Annotated in this window: 18 protein-coding genes; 17 read left to right on the top strand and 1 reads right to left on the bottom strand. The window is 28.6% G+C overall.

The features are described from left to right. Positions 1-37: 37 nt before the first annotated feature. Positions 38-1,234, bottom strand: coding sequence for a nucleotidyltransferase (locus tag MTX53_RS07945; protein WP_244835479.1), 1,197 nt, complete (start codon positions 1,232-1,234; stop codon positions 38-40). Between the two features lie 266 nt (positions 1,235-1,500). On the opposite strand from MTX53_RS07945, the gene pta reads away from it, so the two are divergent. From pta to trmD, 17 genes are all read left to right on the top strand, one after another. Then, complete coding sequence (gene pta, locus MTX53_RS07940; protein WP_244833205.1) at positions 1,501-2,505, top strand: phosphate acetyltransferase; 1,005 nt, start codon at positions 1,501-1,503, stop codon at positions 2,503-2,505. A gap of 32 nt (positions 2,506-2,537) precedes the next feature. Continuing rightward, positions 2,538-3,740, top strand: a complete 1,203-nt coding sequence (locus MTX53_RS07935; RefSeq protein WP_244833204.1) for an acetate kinase — start codon at positions 2,538-2,540, stop codon at positions 3,738-3,740. 88 nt (positions 3,741-3,828) lie between these two features. Next, positions 3,829-4,338, top strand: coding sequence for a DUF177 domain-containing protein (locus tag MTX53_RS07930; RefSeq protein WP_244833203.1), 510 nt, complete (start codon positions 3,829-3,831; stop codon positions 4,336-4,338). Positions 4,339-4,343: 5 nt separating this feature from the next. Beyond that, positions 4,344-4,526: a 50S ribosomal protein L32 gene (rpmF, locus tag MTX53_RS07925; RefSeq protein WP_244833202.1), complete on the top strand. Its 183-nt coding sequence runs from the start codon at positions 4,344-4,346 to the stop codon at positions 4,524-4,526. A 103-nt stretch (positions 4,527-4,629) separates the two neighbouring features. Then, the gene (plsX, locus tag MTX53_RS07920) at positions 4,630-5,622 is read left to right on the top strand and encodes a phosphate acyltransferase PlsX (RefSeq protein WP_244833201.1); all 993 of its coding nucleotides are present in this window, start codon (positions 4,630-4,632) and stop codon (positions 5,620-5,622) included. Between the two features lie 88 nt (positions 5,623-5,710). Beyond that, positions 5,711-5,941 (top strand): acyl carrier protein, encoded by a 231-nt coding sequence (gene acpP / locus MTX53_RS07915; protein WP_244833200.1) that lies wholly within the window; start codon positions 5,711-5,713, stop codon positions 5,939-5,941. A gap of 99 nt (positions 5,942-6,040) precedes the next feature. After that, entirely contained in the window at positions 6,041-6,733 is a 693-nt protein-coding gene (rnc, locus tag MTX53_RS07910) for a ribonuclease III (RefSeq protein ID WP_244833199.1), read from the top strand. Then, positions 6,734-7,765 carry a radical SAM protein gene (locus MTX53_RS07905; protein ID WP_244833198.1) on the top strand — a complete coding sequence of 344 codons (1,032 nt, stop codon included), beginning with the start codon at positions 6,734-6,736 and terminating at the stop codon, positions 7,763-7,765. 97 nt (positions 7,766-7,862) lie between these two features. Further along, entirely contained in the window at positions 7,863-7,958 is a 96-nt protein-coding gene (locus tag MTX53_RS07900) for a DUF4044 domain-containing protein (protein WP_244833197.1), read from the top strand. Positions 7,959-7,974: 16 nt separating this feature from the next. Continuing rightward, positions 7,975-11,532, top strand: coding sequence for a chromosome segregation protein SMC (gene smc / locus MTX53_RS07895; RefSeq protein ID WP_244833196.1), 3,558 nt, complete (start codon positions 7,975-7,977; stop codon positions 11,530-11,532). A 15-nt stretch (positions 11,533-11,547) separates the two neighbouring features. Next, on the top strand, positions 11,548-12,456 hold the full coding sequence (gene ftsY / locus MTX53_RS07890; RefSeq protein WP_244833195.1) for a signal recognition particle-docking protein FtsY: 909 nt from the start codon (positions 11,548-11,550) through the stop codon (positions 12,454-12,456). A gap of 73 nt (positions 12,457-12,529) precedes the next feature. Then, positions 12,530-12,862 carry a putative DNA-binding protein gene (locus tag MTX53_RS07885; RefSeq protein ID WP_244833194.1) on the top strand — a complete coding sequence of 111 codons (333 nt, stop codon included), beginning with the start codon at positions 12,530-12,532 and terminating at the stop codon, positions 12,860-12,862. Positions 12,863-12,877: 15 nt separating this feature from the next. Next, positions 12,878-14,227: a signal recognition particle protein gene (gene ffh, locus MTX53_RS07880; protein WP_244833193.1), complete on the top strand. Its 1,350-nt coding sequence runs from the start codon at positions 12,878-12,880 to the stop codon at positions 14,225-14,227. A gap of 34 nt (positions 14,228-14,261) precedes the next feature. Beyond that, the gene (rpsP, locus tag MTX53_RS07875; protein ID WP_244833192.1) at positions 14,262-14,507 is read left to right on the top strand and encodes a 30S ribosomal protein S16; all 246 of its coding nucleotides are present in this window, start codon (positions 14,262-14,264) and stop codon (positions 14,505-14,507) included. A 49-nt stretch (positions 14,508-14,556) separates the two neighbouring features. Beyond that, on the top strand, positions 14,557-14,784 hold the full coding sequence (locus MTX53_RS07870) for a KH domain-containing protein (protein ID WP_244833191.1): 228 nt from the start codon (positions 14,557-14,559) through the stop codon (positions 14,782-14,784). Positions 14,785-14,842: 58 nt separating this feature from the next. Beyond that, entirely contained in the window at positions 14,843-15,340 is a 498-nt protein-coding gene (gene rimM / locus MTX53_RS07865; protein ID WP_244833190.1) for a ribosome maturation factor RimM, read from the top strand. After that, positions 15,330-16,046: a tRNA (guanosine(37)-N1)-methyltransferase TrmD gene (gene trmD / locus MTX53_RS07860; RefSeq protein ID WP_244833189.1), complete on the top strand. Its 717-nt coding sequence runs from the start codon at positions 15,330-15,332 to the stop codon at positions 16,044-16,046. The genes rimM and trmD overlap by 11 nt, the downstream gene beginning before the upstream one ends. The last annotated feature ends 39 nt before the right edge of the window (positions 16,047-16,085 follow it).

The following is a 16,085-nucleotide window of genomic DNA, read 5'->3' as shown; positions in this document are numbered from 1 at the left end:
ATATATGCATATGTTTTATATGTTTATTATACATATTTTAAATTATAATTGGAGATCTAAAATAATCTTCATTTGGACGAATCTGTGGATTTATTAATGAATAACATTTGGTTGAATTAAGATCAAGCTTTAAATAATCATTATCTAAGTGCTTCGGAAACTTAGTTATAAGATTAATATTTGATTTGTTTTTTATATCTTTTAAAAGAATACGTCCGTTTTTATTAAAACCTAAAATTCGTGCATAAGAAGCTTCTTTTTTTGAGAGATCTTTAATTGGATATTTTTCAAATCCAAGGAAGAACTGAGTTAAAATTCGACTTATTCTAGTATAAGTATATCTTTTGCTTTTTATATTTAAAATAAGCTCATTTAAAGATGAAGAGTTTAAAATTTCTTTTTCTATCTTTTTGTCAAGACCTTCTGTAACATCTGGAATATTTTTTAAACTTTCTGAATCAGTTAAAATTTTAAAGCGTATATAGTTATACATATCTTCTGCATATGTAAATTTATAATTTTTATCTATAAGTTTATTTAATATTTCAAAGCTCTCGGGTGTAAGAAATTCGGATGCTTTATTAATATCATTATTCATTATAAGATTACGTATTGAAGTTGCAGATGCAAATTCGGTTTTAGTATTAAAAGAATTGTAAGAAGCACCTTTTCTTTTTGTAGTCATATAATTTATTGAACTATTTAGCTTTTTTATTGATTTTATATATTCAATTGCCAGTATGTTATTTGACTTAGACAAAAGATATTCATCTATATCATAAGATGAATATTTTTTTAGTGCTAAAGTTCTACTTGTATGATAAGGAAGACCTTCCTTAAGGAAGTTTTTTAAATAATGTTTAAATTCATCTGGTTCATTATTAAATACATCTGCCGCTAGAGATAGGTCATTAATATTACCGTTTTCACTTCCAAAATATATATTATCAATTATATTTAGATTGTTTAAAAGCGAAATACCTCCAAATGCAAAGGCTTCAGCAGATGAAACTGCATAAATGCAAGGAAGTTCTATTACAAGGTCAACTCCATTTTTAAGAGCCATTTTAGTTCTTTCCCATTTATCTATAATAGAAGGTATGCCTCTTTGCATAAAATTTCCACTCATTACACATACTATATATTGAGCATGTGTGTCTTTTTTTGCCATTTTAAGATGATACTCATGACCTTTATGAAAAGGATTGTATTCGGTAATTATTCCTGTTATTATAATTATCACTCCCAAATAAAAAAATAAAGTCTAATAAGATATATTATATAATTTATTAAATGTTTTATCATTAAAAATAAAGAAATAAATTAAAATATTAAAAAAAATTAAGAAAAATTATGTATTTACAGTGTATAGCAGAAGAATTCTGAAAATTCTGATTGATATGAATTTAATTTTATACTTTTAAAAGGTTGAAAATACTATATATAAAGGAGTATATTAATTAGGAGAGATATGTTGATTTTAAAGGGGGATGCATTTATATGGATCTTATGAAAAAAATATGGAGCGCTGCTAAAAAAGATAAAAAAAGAATAGTTCTTGCAGAAGGCAGCGAGGAGAGAAATGTTGAGGCTGCAGCTAAAATAAAAAAATTAGGACTTGCAGATCCTATTTTAATTGGAAGGAAAGATGAGATTTTAGATCAAGCACACAGACTTGATATTGATTTGTCAGAAATTGAAATTATTAATCCAGAAGAATCTCCTGAGTTAACTAAATATATAGAAGCTTTCTATGAACTTAGAAAGAAAAAGGGAATTACTATGGAAAAAGCTGAAAGAATAGTAAGAGATCCGTTATATTTTGGTACAATGATGGTAAAATCAGATGATGCTGATGGAATGGTATCTGGAGCAATTCATACAACAGGAGATTTATTAAGACCAGGTCTTCAAATAATAAAAACAGCTAAAAATGCTTCAGTTGTATCAAGCTTCTTCATAATGAAGGTACCGGGATCAAACTATGGCGATGATGGAACTTTAATATTTTCAGATTGCGCAGTAAATCCTAATCCGACAGAAGATCAGTTAGCTGCTATTGCAGTACAGACGGCAGAGACCGCAACTAATTTGTGTAATATGAAGCCAAGGGTCGCAATGTTATCATTTTCAACAATGGGAAGTGCAGATAATGAATTAGTTGATAAAGTTAGAAATGCAACAGAAAAGGCAAGAAAGCTAAGACCTGATTTATTAATTGATGGAGAACTTCAACTTGATGCTGCAATCGTTAAAAAAGTTGCAGATCAGAAAGCACCAAATAGCAAGGTAGCAGGAAAAGCAAACGTTTTAATCTTCCCAGATCTTCAATCTGGTAACATTGGATACAAATTGGTTCAGAGATTTGCAAATGCAGATGCTATAGGACCTATTTGTCAAGGATTTGCAAAACCTGTTAATGATCTTTCAAGAGGTTGTAGCTCTGATGATATAGTAAATGTTGTTGCACTTACAGCAGTGCAGGCGCAAAATATTATTAAATAATGCAGATTTTAATGAAAGAAAGGATAGTTTAAATGAAGGTATTAGTTATAAATTGTGGAAGTTCATCACTTAAGTATCAGCTTATTGATATGCAAACTCAGGATGCACTTGCAAAAGGTTTAGTTGAAAGAATTGGAATTAAAGGTTCAATACTTACACAAAAAGTAAAAGGCAAAGATAAATATGTAGTTGAAACTCCTCTTAAAAATCATCAGGATGCAATTGAACTTGTATTAAAGAGTCTTGTTGATGAAAACAGCGGAGTAATTAAGTCTATGGATGAGATAACAGCTGTAGGACATAGAGTAGTTCATGGCGGAGAAAAATATGCTAAATCAGTTATTATAGATGATTCAGTTATTAAAAATCTTGATGAATTTACAAAGCTTGCACCACTTCATAATCCACCTAATATAATAGGAATTAAGGCTTGTCAAAAGCTTATGAAAAAAACTCCTATGGTTGCAGTTTTTGATACAGCATTTCATCAGACAATGCCACAAAAAGCATTTATGTATGCGCTTCCATATGAATATTATGAAAAAGATCATATAAGAAAATATGGATTCCACGGAACATCACATAAGTATGTAGCACATAAAGTAGCTGAAAGAATGAATAAAGACATAAAGGATTTAAAGATAATAACATGTCATTTAGGAAACGGAGTAAGTGTTACTGCAGTAGAAAAAGGAAAGTCAATCGATACAACAATGGGCTTTACACCTCTTGATGGAATCATAATGGGTTCAAGATCAGGAAGCCTTGATCCTGCAATTGTGACATATCTTCAAAAAGAAAAGCATATGTCAGTAGACGAAGTTGATGATCTTTTAAATAAGAAATCTGGAGTTCTTGGAGTATCTGGAGTTGGAACAGATTTTAGAGATATAAGAAGTGCAGTTAATAATGATAATAACAAAAGAGCAGAACTTACAATGGATATGTATGGATATCAGATAAAGAAGCAGATTGGTGCTTATGCTGCTGCAATGAATGGAGTAGATGCAATAGTATTTACTGCAGGAATCGGAGAACATGCTCCAGAAATAAGAGTAAGAGCATTATCTGATATGGAATATTTAGGATTAGAATTAGATAAGAAGAAGAATGATAACCAAGAAGTTGGAGATGGAATGGAAATTACAAAACCATCATCAAAAGTTAAGGCATTTGTAATCCCAACTAATGAAGAATTAATGATTGCAAAAGAAACATTAGAACTTGTAAAGTAGAAAATTAAAATAATTTACTTGACTTTTGTACATCTAATTTATATAATGAAGTTGTTTGTTTTATGATTTTTTGATTTAAGGAGTAGTTATGGAGATTCGAATTTCAGATTTTGTTTCAAAAGATAGTAGACATAAGGTTGTTGATTATGAATATAACGGTTCTGATTTTGAATTTGAAGGTGATGTTATTAAGTATGATTCACCATGCAAAATAACTGGAGAAGTAACATCAGAATCTGATATAATAGTTCTAAAAGCAAATATAAAAACAAATTTAAAAATGAGATGTTCTAGGTGTTTAGAAGCCTTTATCTATCCAGTAGATATTGATATAGAAGAAAGGTTTACAACAGATGAATCGCTTTTTGATGAAGAAGATGTAACTGTTGTGAGTGATGATGTAATAGACGTCACAGAAATAGCTCAGAAAAGTATTATTTCTAGCTTACCAATCAAGAGATTATGTAAAGACGACTGTAAAGGTATCTGTCAAGTTTGTGGTTGTAATTTAAATTACAATAAGTGTAACTGTCAGAAAGAAGATGTAGATATACGTCTTGAATCTTTAAAGAGTCTGTTTAACAATAAGGAGGTGTAGTATAAATGGGATGTCCAGCAAGAAAACAATGTAGTGGAAGAACTAAGAGAAGAAGAGCTCAGACATTTAAAACAAGTTTACCAGGTATCGTAGAATGCCCACAATGTCATGAAATGAAACTTGCTCATAGAGTATGCAAAAACTGTGGTTATTACGATGGTAAGGAAGTTGTAGCTACTGATAAATAGACATTTGGTCTTAATAAAAGAAAGTCTTTAAGGCTTTCTTTTATTATTTATTAGTAAATTTTTCTTAAATTAAGATGTAGCCCGATTTTTAAGAGGTGATAGTATGAAAATTGCTATAGATGGAATGGGTGGAGATAATGCACCAAAAGCAGTAGCTTATGGCGCAATTGACGCTCTTAATGAATATAAAGACATAGAAATTTATATAACAGGAAATAAAGATGCTATTTTAAAGCAATTATCAAGTTTATCATATGATAAAAATAGATTGAAGATTATTGACTGCAAGGAAGTTATTTCAACACATGATCATCCTGTTATGGCGCTAAAGAAGAAAAAAGATTCAAGCCTTGTAAAAGCAATGGATCTTGTAAAAGATGGAACATGCGATGCAATTATTTCAGCAGGAAGTACTGGCGCATTTTTAGCCGGTTGTACTCTTATAGTTGGAAGAATTAAAGGAGTTTTAAGACCTGCACTTGCTCCTATTATTCCTGGCAGAAATGGCAGCTTTATGATAGTTGACGTTGGTGCAAATGTGGATTGTAAAAAAGAGTATCTTGTCCAGTTTGCAAAAATGGGTATGATTTATTATAAAAACGTGTTTAATATCAATAATCCCTCTATAGGACTTATTAATATAGGTGAAGAAAAAGAAAAGGGAAATGAACTTACAAAAGCAGCATATGAACTTTTGGGAAAAGAGGAAAAATTAAATTTTATTGGTAATATTGAACCTAGAGAAGTACCTACAGGAAATACTAACATTTTAGTAAGTGATGGATTTGTAGGAAATACAGCACTTAAAATGTATGAAGGCGCAGCAACTAATATTTTAGGAATGATTAAAGATGAGATAATGAAATCATCAGTAATTTCTAAATTTGGAGTATTACTTTTAAAACCTGTTTTAAAAAGGATTTTAAAGAAATTTGATTACAAAGAAGTCGGAGGAGCTCCATTTTTAGGAGTAGATGGTATTTGTATAAAAGCTCATGGAAGTTCAGATGCTAAAGCAATAAAAAATGCAATAAAACAATCAATCATTTTTTATAAAACAGATGTAATAAATGAGATAAAAAATACAATTAAATAAAATTTTTTTGAAATATTGTATTAAACGATATTGACGATTTAAAGATAATATAATATTATCTAAATGTAGAACTTGGGAGGTGAAACAGATGTTTGAAAAAATCCAAGAAATTATAGCAGATAAGTTAAGTATCGATGCAGAAAGCGTTAAAATGGATGCTAATTTTATAGAAGACCTTAATGCTGATTCATTAGATATTGTTGAACTTATAATGGCTTTAGAAGATGAACTTGATATGGAAATACCAGATGAAGATGTTGAAAAGTTCAAAACAGTTGGAGATGTAGTTAACTACGTTAAAGCACATCACGAAGAATAAGATAATCCCGCATATTGCGGGATTTAATTTTACTAGTTTATTCTTGAATCTGTTGCTTTTTTATGAGCAGATTGAAGAATAAACTTGAAGGAGTTTGTTATGGATAAATTTACAATTAATGAGATAGAAAGAAATCTAGGGGTTAAGTTTAATAATAATACACTTATAAAAACTGCTTTAACTCATAGTTCTTTTGGAAATCAGTTTCAAGATGCAAAATATAATGAGAGATTAGAATTCCTAGGAGATGCAGTTTTACAGTTATGTATTACAGAATATTTGTTCAATAACTTCAAGGAAAAGAGTGAAGGAGAACTTACTAAATTAAGAAGTCTCATAGTATGTGAGAATTCATTATATGAAATAGCGAAAAAACTTAGTCTTGGTCAATATATAAGAATGAGTAAAGGTGAAGAATTAACTGGAGGAAGAGAAAGAGTATCTATCCAAGCTGATGCAATGGAAGCTGTTATTGCAGCTGTATATCTTGATAAAGGAATGGCATTTGCTTTTGACTTTATTCTTCTTCATTTTAAGGAAATAGTTAAAAAAGCAGTTAATAATGAAATAATTTTAGATTTCAAGACAAAACTTCAGGAGCTCATCCAGAAAAAAGGTGAGGCTTCTATAGAATATACTGTGACAAGATTTGAAGGACCACCTCATAGAAGAAAATTTTATACGCAGGTAAGCATTGATGGAAAGGCTATAAGTGATGGAAGCGGATATAGTAAAAAAGAGTCTGAACAAAATGCAGCTAAATTAGCATTAAAAAAGTTTGAGGAAAAATAAATGAGCAAAAATTATTATATAATTCCTATATTTGTGCCTATGCAAGGATGCCCTCATAAATGTGTTTTTTGTGATCAAAATACAATAACAGGAACAGATGATATTGTTACAGCATCTAAAACTCAAAATGTAATAGATGAGTATTTAAGAACAATTCCGAGTAAAAGTGCTACAGTTGAAGTTTCTTTCTTTGGAGGTACATTTACAGGAATTGAAGAAAAAAAGCAAAGAGAACTTTTAGAAGTTGCAAAATCATATAAAGATAGAAAGCTTATAGATAATATAAGGCTTTCTACAAGACCAGATTATATAAATGATCATATACTTACATATCTAAAAGAATATGGTGTAGATATTATAGAACTTGGAGTTCAGTCACTTGATAATAATATATTATTAAAAGCCGGTAGAGGTCATACAAAAGAACAAGTTGAAGAAGCATCTGCTCTTATAAAAAAATATGGCTTTATATTAGGGCATCAAATTATGCCGGGACTTCCATGTGATACATTTGAAAAAGACATAATGACAGTTAATAAATCAGTTATTATGAAGCCTGATATAGTTAGGATATATCCTGCACTTGTTGTAAAGAATACTCCTATGGAAAAGATGTATTTACAAAAGAAATATTCACCTTATTCATTAGATCAAGCTGTGTTTATAGCTAAAGAGATGTATAAAATATATGTGCAAAATGATATAAATGTAATAAGAATAGGACTTCAACCTACAGAAAATATAAATTCAAATGCTGATGTTGTTGCAGGACCGTTTCATCCAGCGTTTAGAGAACTCGTACTTAGTTCAATTATAAAAGATAAAATTCTTGAAATAGGAGAGAATGAAAATATAATAAAGATTATTATTAATCCTAAAGATATAAGCAAGCTTTATGCTGATAAGAAAAAATATTTTTTAGATGTAAAACAGAAATTTAAAAATATTAATGTAGTTCAAGACAGCAATATTTTAAAAGGTAGTATAAAAGTAATTTTTGAAAATTTAAAAACAGGTATAATAAATTATTAGCGGGGGATATAGTTTCTCTCGCTAATATTATATAATAAGAATTATTGATATTTATTCTACTTTACTATAAAATATGTATATTAAGGAGTGTTATTTTATGAAAAAGAAGACAAGAACTAATATGACAGTAGCATTGGCGATTTTTATGGTTATTATTTTTGTTATAGGATTTCTTCCATCATTAATATTTTAAGTAAGGAGTGAAGGAATTGTTTTTAAAATCCTTGGAAATAAGAGGCTTTAAATCGTTTGCTGATAAAACTGAATTAAAGTTTAAAAAAGGTGTTACAGCAGTTGTAGGACCTAATGGAAGTGGAAAAAGTAATATTTCAGATGCGGTAAGATGGGTGCTTGGAGAGCAGAGCGTAAAGGTTTTAAGAGGGGGGAAGATGGAAGATGTGATCTTCTCTGGAACTCAGTTTAGAAAACCAGTTGGACTTGCTCAAGTATCTTTAACACTTGATAATAGTGATGGAAAATTAGATACTGAATATAATGAAGTTACTGTATCAAGAAGAATATATAGATCAGGCGAATCGGAATACTTGATTAATAATCTAAAATGTAGACTTAAAGATGTTACTGATTTGTTTTTAGATACTGGTATAGGTAAAGAAGGTTATTCTCTTATAGGTCAGGGAAAGATAGAAGCAATTTTAAGTGGAAAAAAAGAGGATAAGAGAGCACTTTTAGAAGAAGCTGCAGGTATAGTAAAATATAAAAATAGAAAAGAAGAAGCAGAAAAAAAGCTTTCAAATACTGACGAAAATATTATTAGAATAAATGATATAATGTCAACATATGAAGAAAGACTTGAGCCATTAAGGATAGAAAAAGAAAAAGCACTAAAATTTAATGAACTTTCAAATGAACTTAAAAATAGGGAAATATCAATTACTGTTCATAAGATTAGTATCATGGAAAATGAAATTAAATCATTTGATGATAAACTTCAAGAAAAGTATTTAGAATCTTCTAAATTAAAAGAAGTATATTTAAATAAAAAACAGTATCTTAAGGAATTAGAAGAGAAAACAAATGAACTTGAAAAAAATAATATAGATAAAAAAGAGAAATATTATAATCTAAGAGATAAGATTACTGAATCAAAAAATAATATTGAAATTTATAATGAAAGAATAAAAAATAGTAATGAGAAAATAATAAAAAATGAAAATGAACAGGAAAATTATAAATTAAAGAAAGAAGAACTTTTAAAGCAGAAAGAAAAATTAAATGAAGCTTTAAATGAAATAAAGAAAAATCAGTTTTTAGTTGATGAAAAAATTAAAAGCGTTAAAGATAAAAAAGACATTAAAGAAAAAGAATATGAAAAATTAAAGCAAAAATTAGATTTATTAAAAAGTAATCAGTTTGACTTTATAAAGAAAAATTCAGATATAAAAAATGGTATACTTTTTATAGAAAATAGCATAAAAGTAAATGAAGAAAAAATTTCTGAATTATCATCATCAATAGAATCTGTAAAAAATAATATTTCTATTAATAGAGGAACTTATAATGAGCTTGCTACTTTAAGTGAAGAAATGGATAAAAATATTAATGAAAATCAGAAATTAATGAATCAAAAGAAAAAAGAAATTTCTGAATCTAAGGCTAACCTTATAAATATCGAAAAAACTTTTAGAAAAATATCAGATGATCTTACAAAATCAAAAACAAATAAAGATATTTTAATTAATTTAGAAAAGCATTATGAGGGATATGCAAGATCAGCAAAAAGTCTTATGGAAGCTGTTGATAGAAAACATATAGTAGATAGAAAAAGTATAAATCTTGTAGGATCTATATTTAAAGCAGATGAAAAATATGAAACTGCTATTGAAATAGCACTTGGCCAGTCTATGTCAAACATTGTTACTGATAATGAAAACACAGCAAAAGTACTTATAGAATATTTAAAAAGAAATCGTCTTGGAAGAGCAACGTTTTTACCAATAAACACAATAAAAAGTTATAAAATTTCTGTTAATGATAATATAAAAATTCAAGATGGCTATATAGGAATTGCAAGTGACATAATATCATTTGATCCTAAATATAGAAATATAATGGATTATATTTTGGGAAAAACTCTTGTTATACGTGATATGGATTCAGCACTCAAAATTGCAAAAATGTGTGGCTATAGATTTAATATGGTTACATTAGATGGAGAGGTAATAAGAAGAGGAGGAGCGTTAACAGGAGGAAGTATAAGAGGACAGAAATTAAATGTTTTAGGACGAAAAAGAGAAATAGAAGAACTTGATAAAAATATTGTAAATTTAAAAGACAAAGTATCTGAAATAAGTGAAGAAATTAAAAATAAGCAGATTGAGATTAAAGATCAGGATGATTGTATTTTAGATATAAGAGATGAAATTCATAAAATAAGCATAAAATTTACAAAAAAACAATCTGAAATGCAGGGAATAAAAAATTACAATGAAAAGCTTAAAGAAAATTTAAATAAATTACTATTTGACATAAAAAAAGTACGTAATAAAAAAGAAGAGTTTGAATCTGAACTTAAAAAGAAAAATGAAATAATTAAAGATCTTGAATCTGAAAATATTACGAACTTAGATGAAGTTAATTTGGTAAATGAGCAAATTGAAAATAAGGAAAAAGATATAAAAGAAAATGAGAATAAAATAACTGATCTTAGAATAGAAAAAGCTAAAACAGATGAGTTATTACAGTCAAAGAATAATGGAATCATAAGAACAGAAAATGATTTAACTGAGCTTTATATAAATTTAGAAAAATCATCAGATGAACTTAACTTTAGTAAAAATGAGATTGAAAATATTAATAAACTCATAAAAGAAAGTGAAATATTCATTGAAAATGCAGATAAAGAAATTGAAAAATATGATGATTTATTTAGAGAAAATGAGATAAAGAAAGCAAAGCTTAAAGAAGAATTCCAAGAGAAAGATGAACAGATGTCAGAAATAAGTTATAAGTCTGATAAACTTTCTGAAATTATAAATAAAAATGAAATAATAAAAGCTAAGAAAGAAACAGAAAAAGAACATATATATAAGAAACTTAATGAAGATCTTAAGCTCACATTTAAGGAAGCATCTGATATAGCAGAAAATATAACAGACGAGAGCAAAATAGAAAGTGAGATTTCTTCATTAAAGATTAAGATAAATAAGTTAGGCACTGTTAATCTTTCTTCTATATCAGAATATGATGAAATAAAAGAAAAATATGAATTTATGAAAAATCAATCAGATGATCTTTTGAAAGCAAAAATGGAACTTATTAAAGTTATTGATGAAATGACATCAACTATGAAAAAAATGTTTAAGGCTAATTTTAAAATATTAAATAGAAACTTTAATGAAACATTTATAGAACTTTTTAAAGGTGGAAGCGCTGAACTTATTTTAGGGCAGGGCGATGAACTTTCATGTGATATAAATATAAATGTTGAGCCGCCAGGCAAAAAACTTCAGAACATAAATTTAATGTCTGGAGGGGAAAAAGTTTTATCGGCTATTGCACTTGTATTTGCAATTTTGAAAATGAAACCAACACCTTTTTGCATATTAGATGAAATTGAGGCCGCACTTGATGATGCAAATGTCTATAAATATGCGGAATTTTTAAAGAAATTTTCAGAAAACACTCAGTTTATAGTTATAACACATAGAAAAGGTACAATGGAAGCAGGAGATATAATTTACGGAGTAACTATGCAGGAAAAAGGAATATCAAAAGTTGTCTCTGTGGATATATCAAAATATTAATTATGGAGGATAAATATGTTTAAGAATTTATTTGATAAATTAAAGAATGGACTAACAAAAACAAGAGATAATTTTACTGATAAAATAAATCAAGCTCTTAATATTGCAATAGCAATAGATGATGATTTATACGATGAGCTTGAAGAGATACTTATAACTTCAGATATTGGAATGGATACCACAGTAGAAATAATTGATAAACTTAAAGAAAGAATAAGAAAAGAAAAAATAAATGATGTAAGTATGGTAAAACCTGAATTAAAGAAAATAATAACAGATATGATGACAATAGATTCAGGCACTTTAAAAACAGATAATAAAAAAGTTATACTTGTAGTTGGAGTAAATGGAGCAGGAAAGACTACTTCAATAGGTAAGCTTTCAAATAAATATAAAGAAGAAGGTAAGAAAGTAATTCTTGCAGCGGCAGATACATTTAGAGCAGCGGCAATAGATCAGCTTGAGGTATGGGCTAAAAGATCTAATACAGATCTAATAAAACATGAGGAAGGATCTGATCCTGCAGCTGTAGTTTATGATGCTGTATCAGCTGCAAAGGCAAGAAATGCAGATTATCTTATTTGCGATACAGCAGGAAGACTTCATAATAAGAAAAATCTTATGAATGAATTATCTAAAATTAGCAGAGTAATTGAAAGAGAATATCCTGATGCAGAAAAGGAAACACTTCTAGTTTTGGATGCAACAACAGGTCAAAATGCTATAAGTCAAGCAAAAGAGTTTATGAAGGTGTGTAAGATAGATGGAATAATTCTTACAAAGCTTGATGGTACTGCAAAAGGAGGAGTTGTTATTTCAATTCATCAAAGTCTTAATATACCAGTAAAATATATTGGTGTAGGTGAAGGAATTGATGATCTTCAAGATTTTGATGCTGAAAGTTTTGCGAAGGCACTATTTTAATAATGTGTTAAGTAAAAATACTTGACAGAGTAAAATATATCTGTTAAAATTCGATATGTGGTAAGGTGATTTAATGGACGAAAGAGTTGAAATTTCTTTGCTCATGGATTATTATGGGAAGCTTTTGACAAAGAAACAAAAAGATACAATGGACTTATATTATAATGAGGATTTATCTTTTTCAGAGATAGCAGAAATTAATAAGACCAGTCGTCAGGCCATTTTCGACCTGATAAAAAGATGTTATAAACAACTTCTTTCTTATGAGGAAAAGTTAAATCTGCTTCATAAGAATTTTAAAAGAAAAGAAAATGTTATGAATTTTTTAGTAGAACTCAAAGAAAAGTATCCTATTATTGAAGATTCAGATTTAAAAATATATAAGGATAGACTGGAGAATTTGTAAGGAGGGAAATTTATAATGGCTTTTGAAGGATTAGGAGAAAAGTTGCAGGAGACTTTTAAAAAACTGCGTGGAAAAGGGAAACTTCAAGAAAAAGATATAAAAGATGCAATGAGAGAAGTAAAGCTTGCACTTTTAGAAGCAGATGTAAATTATAAGGTCGTAAAAAATTTTATTTCAAGCATAAGTGAAAAATGTGTAGGAGATAAAGTATTAGAAAGCCTTACACCAGGTCAACAGGTAATAAAAATAGTAAATGAAGAACTTACAGAGCTTATGGGTGGCAAAGAAAGTAAACTTGAGTTTGATAGTTCAGGACTTACAGTTATTATGCTTGTGGGACTTCAAGGTGCAGGAAAAACAACAATGTGTGGTAAGCTTGCATTAAAGCTTAGAAAAGATAATAAGAAACCACTTTTAGTTGCCTGCGATGTATATAGACCGGCTGCTATAAAACAGCTTCAAGTAGTTGGAAAACAGATTGATATACCAGTATTCTCAATGGGGGATAAGGTAAATCCAGTTGATATAGCAAAAGCGTCAATAAATCACGCAAAAGATAATGGTAATAATATAATAATTATAGATACTGCAGGAAGACTTCATATTGATGAAGAACTTATGCAGGAATTAAAGAACATAAAACAAGAAGTCAAACCTTCAGAAACTCTTCTTGTTGTTGATTCTATGACAGGACAGGATGCTGTAAATGTTGCTCAGAATTTTAATAATGATCTTGATGTCACAGGTATTATTTTAACAAAGCTTGATGGTGACACAAGAGGAGGAGCTGCACTTTCAATAAAATCAATCACACAAAAGCCTATAAAGTTTATTGGTGTAGGCGAGAAAATGAATGATTTTGAAACATTTCATCCAGATAGAATGGCTTCAAGAATTCTTGGAATGGGAGATGTTCTTTCGCTAATTGAAAAGGCTCAGGAGAATATTGATCAAGAAGAGGCAAAGAATTTAAGTAAGAGAATGATATCGTCTGAATTTAACTTTGAGGATTATCTTTTAGCAGTTGAACAGATGAATAAACTTGGACCTTTAAATAAGCTTATGGAAATGCTTCCAGGAGCCAATTCTTTAAAAATTAGTGATAATGATTTTGATAAGGGTCAGAAAGAACTTTCAAAAATAAAAGTTATAGTTCAATCTATGACAATCAAAGAAAGAAGAAATCCGGTTTTAATTTCAAAATCTCCATCAAGAAAGAAAAGAATTGCAGATGGTTCAGGAGTAACACTTCAAGATGTAAATAAAGTCATGAAGATGTATGATGCAATGAAGAAAAACATGAAAATGATGAAAAATTTTCAGAAACAGGCTAAAAAAGGTTTGTTTAATAAACTACCTTTTTAATATAATAATTTAAATTTAAAGGAGCGAATATTAAATGGCAGTAAAAATTAGATTAAGAAGAATGGGTTCTAAAAAGGCACCTTTCTATAGAGTTGTTGTAGCAGATTCAAGAAGCCCAAGAGATGGTAAATTTATCGAAGAAATAGGATATTATAATCCTTTAACTTCACCAGTTGAAGTTAAAGTTAACGAAGAAAAAGTTAACGAATGGTTAAATAATGGAGCACAGCCTACTAATGTTGTAAAGAGACTTTTCACTAACGCCGGTATTACTAAGTAATGTTTGGAGGTGAATTCTATAATGAATATTAATTCATTATAGAAACTTTATGAAAGAATTAGTTTTAGTTATAGCTAAAGCTCTTGTTGACAGCCCAGAAGAAGTTACTGTTAACGAAATAAAAAGCGAGCAGTCTATTGTCCTTGAATTGAAGGTAGCTAAAGATGATATGGGTAAGGTTATCGGAAAACATGGAAGGATAGCAAAAGCTATCAGAAAAGTAGTTATGGCTGCAGCAATTAAACAAAATGAACGAGTAGTTGTAGAAATTGTTTAATATTAAGAGTTAGGTTTTCCTAACTCTTTTTAAATATATGAGAAGAGGTGGGATACTCTTGAATGATACATTTAAAATTGGGAAAATAGTTAATACTCATGGTATAAAAGGCGAAGTAAAAGTATATCCATATACAGATAATCTTGATCAGTTTAAGGAGCAAAAAACTCTTTTAGTATCAGGAAAAAAAATGAATGTGGAATCAGTAAGAATTCATAAAAATATGGTTATTATAAAATTCGAAGAAATTCATACTATGAATGATGCTGAATTATTAAAACAAAAATACGTTGAAATTATGAGAAAAGATGAGAAAACTCTTCCAGAAAATACATATTACATATCAGATATAAAAGAGTGTTATGTGTACGATGAAGATTCTAATAATTTAGGAAAAGTTTTTGATGTTATAAAGACACGTAATAATGATGTATATTGGATTAAAGAGCCAAAAGAACTTCTTATACCAGTTCTTAACGATATAGTTCTTGATGTAGATATAAAAAATAAAAAGATTCTAATTGCTAATGTAAGGAGCTGGCAGGATGAAGATTAGCATTCTTACATTATTTCCTGAAATGTTTTCTCTATTTGATGTTAGCATAATTGGTAGAGCTGTAAAAAATAATATAGTTTCATTTGATTTAATAGATATAAGAGATTATACAGAGGATAAACATAGAAAAGTTGATGACTATCCATATGGCGGAGGTCATGGAATGGTTATGGCAGCACAGCCTATAGTATCAGCTATAAAAAAAGCTAAAGAAAATAATTCTGGAAAAGTTATTTTCTTAGGACCTAAAGGTAAAAAGTTCACACAAAAAAAAGCTATAGAACTTTCAAAAGAAAAAGAACTTATATTTTTATGTGGGCATTATGAAGGAATAGACGAGAGAGCTTTTAAATATATAGATGAAGAAATTTCACTTGGAGATTTTGTTTTAACAGGTGGAGAAATGGCAGCTATTCCTATAATAGATTCTATGCTTAGAATGATACCTGGAGTTTTAAATAAAGAAGAAAGCTTTAAAGAAGAATCATTTTATAATGGCCTTTTGGAATATCCTCAGTATACAAGACCTGAAATTTTTGAAGGAGAAAGTGTACCAGATGTTCTTTTATCAGGGCATCATGAAAATATACGAAAATGGAGAAGAAAAAAGGCAATTCTTATTACTAAAGAAAAAAGAAAAGATATGTATGAGAAAATTAAATTGACAAAAGAAGATTTAAAGATTTTAAAAGATAAAAAAATATAAATTATGTTGAAAAAGTAAAGATAATATGTTATTATTAAC

Origin of the sequence: Clostridium sp. BJN0001 (assembly GCF_022869825.1) — a bacterium.
In the GTDB taxonomy this organism is placed as follows: Bacteria; Bacillota; Clostridia; order Clostridiales; family Clostridiaceae; genus Clostridium.
This window is presented reverse-complemented; position numbering and strand designations above follow the sequence as displayed.

What these genes read in the sequence shown, in the direction of transcription:
- ffh (WP_244833193.1), top strand. Translation starts at nt 12,878, where the DNA reads ATGGCTTTTGAAGGATTAGGAGAAAAGTTGCAGGAGACTTTTAAAAAA.
- rnc (WP_244833199.1), top strand. Translation starts at nt 6,041, where the DNA reads ATGGATAAATTTACAATTAATGAGATAGAAAGAAATCTAGGGGTTAAG.
- rpmF (WP_244833202.1), top strand. Translation starts at nt 4,344, where the DNA reads ATGGGATGTCCAGCAAGAAAACAATGTAGTGGAAGAACTAAGAGAAGA.
- MTX53_RS07930 (WP_244833203.1), top strand. Translation starts at nt 3,829, where the DNA reads ATGGAGATTCGAATTTCAGATTTTGTTTCAAAAGATAGTAGACATAAG.
- MTX53_RS07870 (WP_244833191.1), top strand. Translation starts at nt 14,557, where the DNA reads ATGAAAGAATTAGTTTTAGTTATAGCTAAAGCTCTTGTTGACAGCCCA.
- rpsP (WP_244833192.1), top strand. Translation starts at nt 14,262, where the DNA reads ATGGCAGTAAAAATTAGATTAAGAAGAATGGGTTCTAAAAAGGCACCT.
- MTX53_RS07935 (WP_244833204.1), top strand. Translation starts at nt 2,538, where the DNA reads ATGAAGGTATTAGTTATAAATTGTGGAAGTTCATCACTTAAGTATCAG.
- pta (WP_244833205.1), top strand. Translation starts at nt 1,501, where the DNA reads ATGGATCTTATGAAAAAAATATGGAGCGCTGCTAAAAAAGATAAAAAA.
- MTX53_RS07905 (WP_244833198.1), top strand. Translation starts at nt 6,734, where the DNA reads ATGAGCAAAAATTATTATATAATTCCTATATTTGTGCCTATGCAAGGA.
- plsX (WP_244833201.1), top strand. Translation starts at nt 4,630, where the DNA reads ATGAAAATTGCTATAGATGGAATGGGTGGAGATAATGCACCAAAAGCA.
- ftsY (WP_244833195.1), top strand. Translation starts at nt 11,548, where the DNA reads ATGTTTAAGAATTTATTTGATAAATTAAAGAATGGACTAACAAAAACA.
- acpP (WP_244833200.1), top strand. Translation starts at nt 5,711, where the DNA reads ATGTTTGAAAAAATCCAAGAAATTATAGCAGATAAGTTAAGTATCGAT.
- trmD (WP_244833189.1), top strand. Translation starts at nt 15,330, where the DNA reads ATGAAGATTAGCATTCTTACATTATTTCCTGAAATGTTTTCTCTATTT.
- MTX53_RS07900 (WP_244833197.1), top strand. Translation starts at nt 7,863, where the DNA reads ATGAAAAAGAAGACAAGAACTAATATGACAGTAGCATTGGCGATTTTT.
- MTX53_RS07885 (WP_244833194.1), top strand. Translation starts at nt 12,530, where the DNA reads ATGGACGAAAGAGTTGAAATTTCTTTGCTCATGGATTATTATGGGAAG.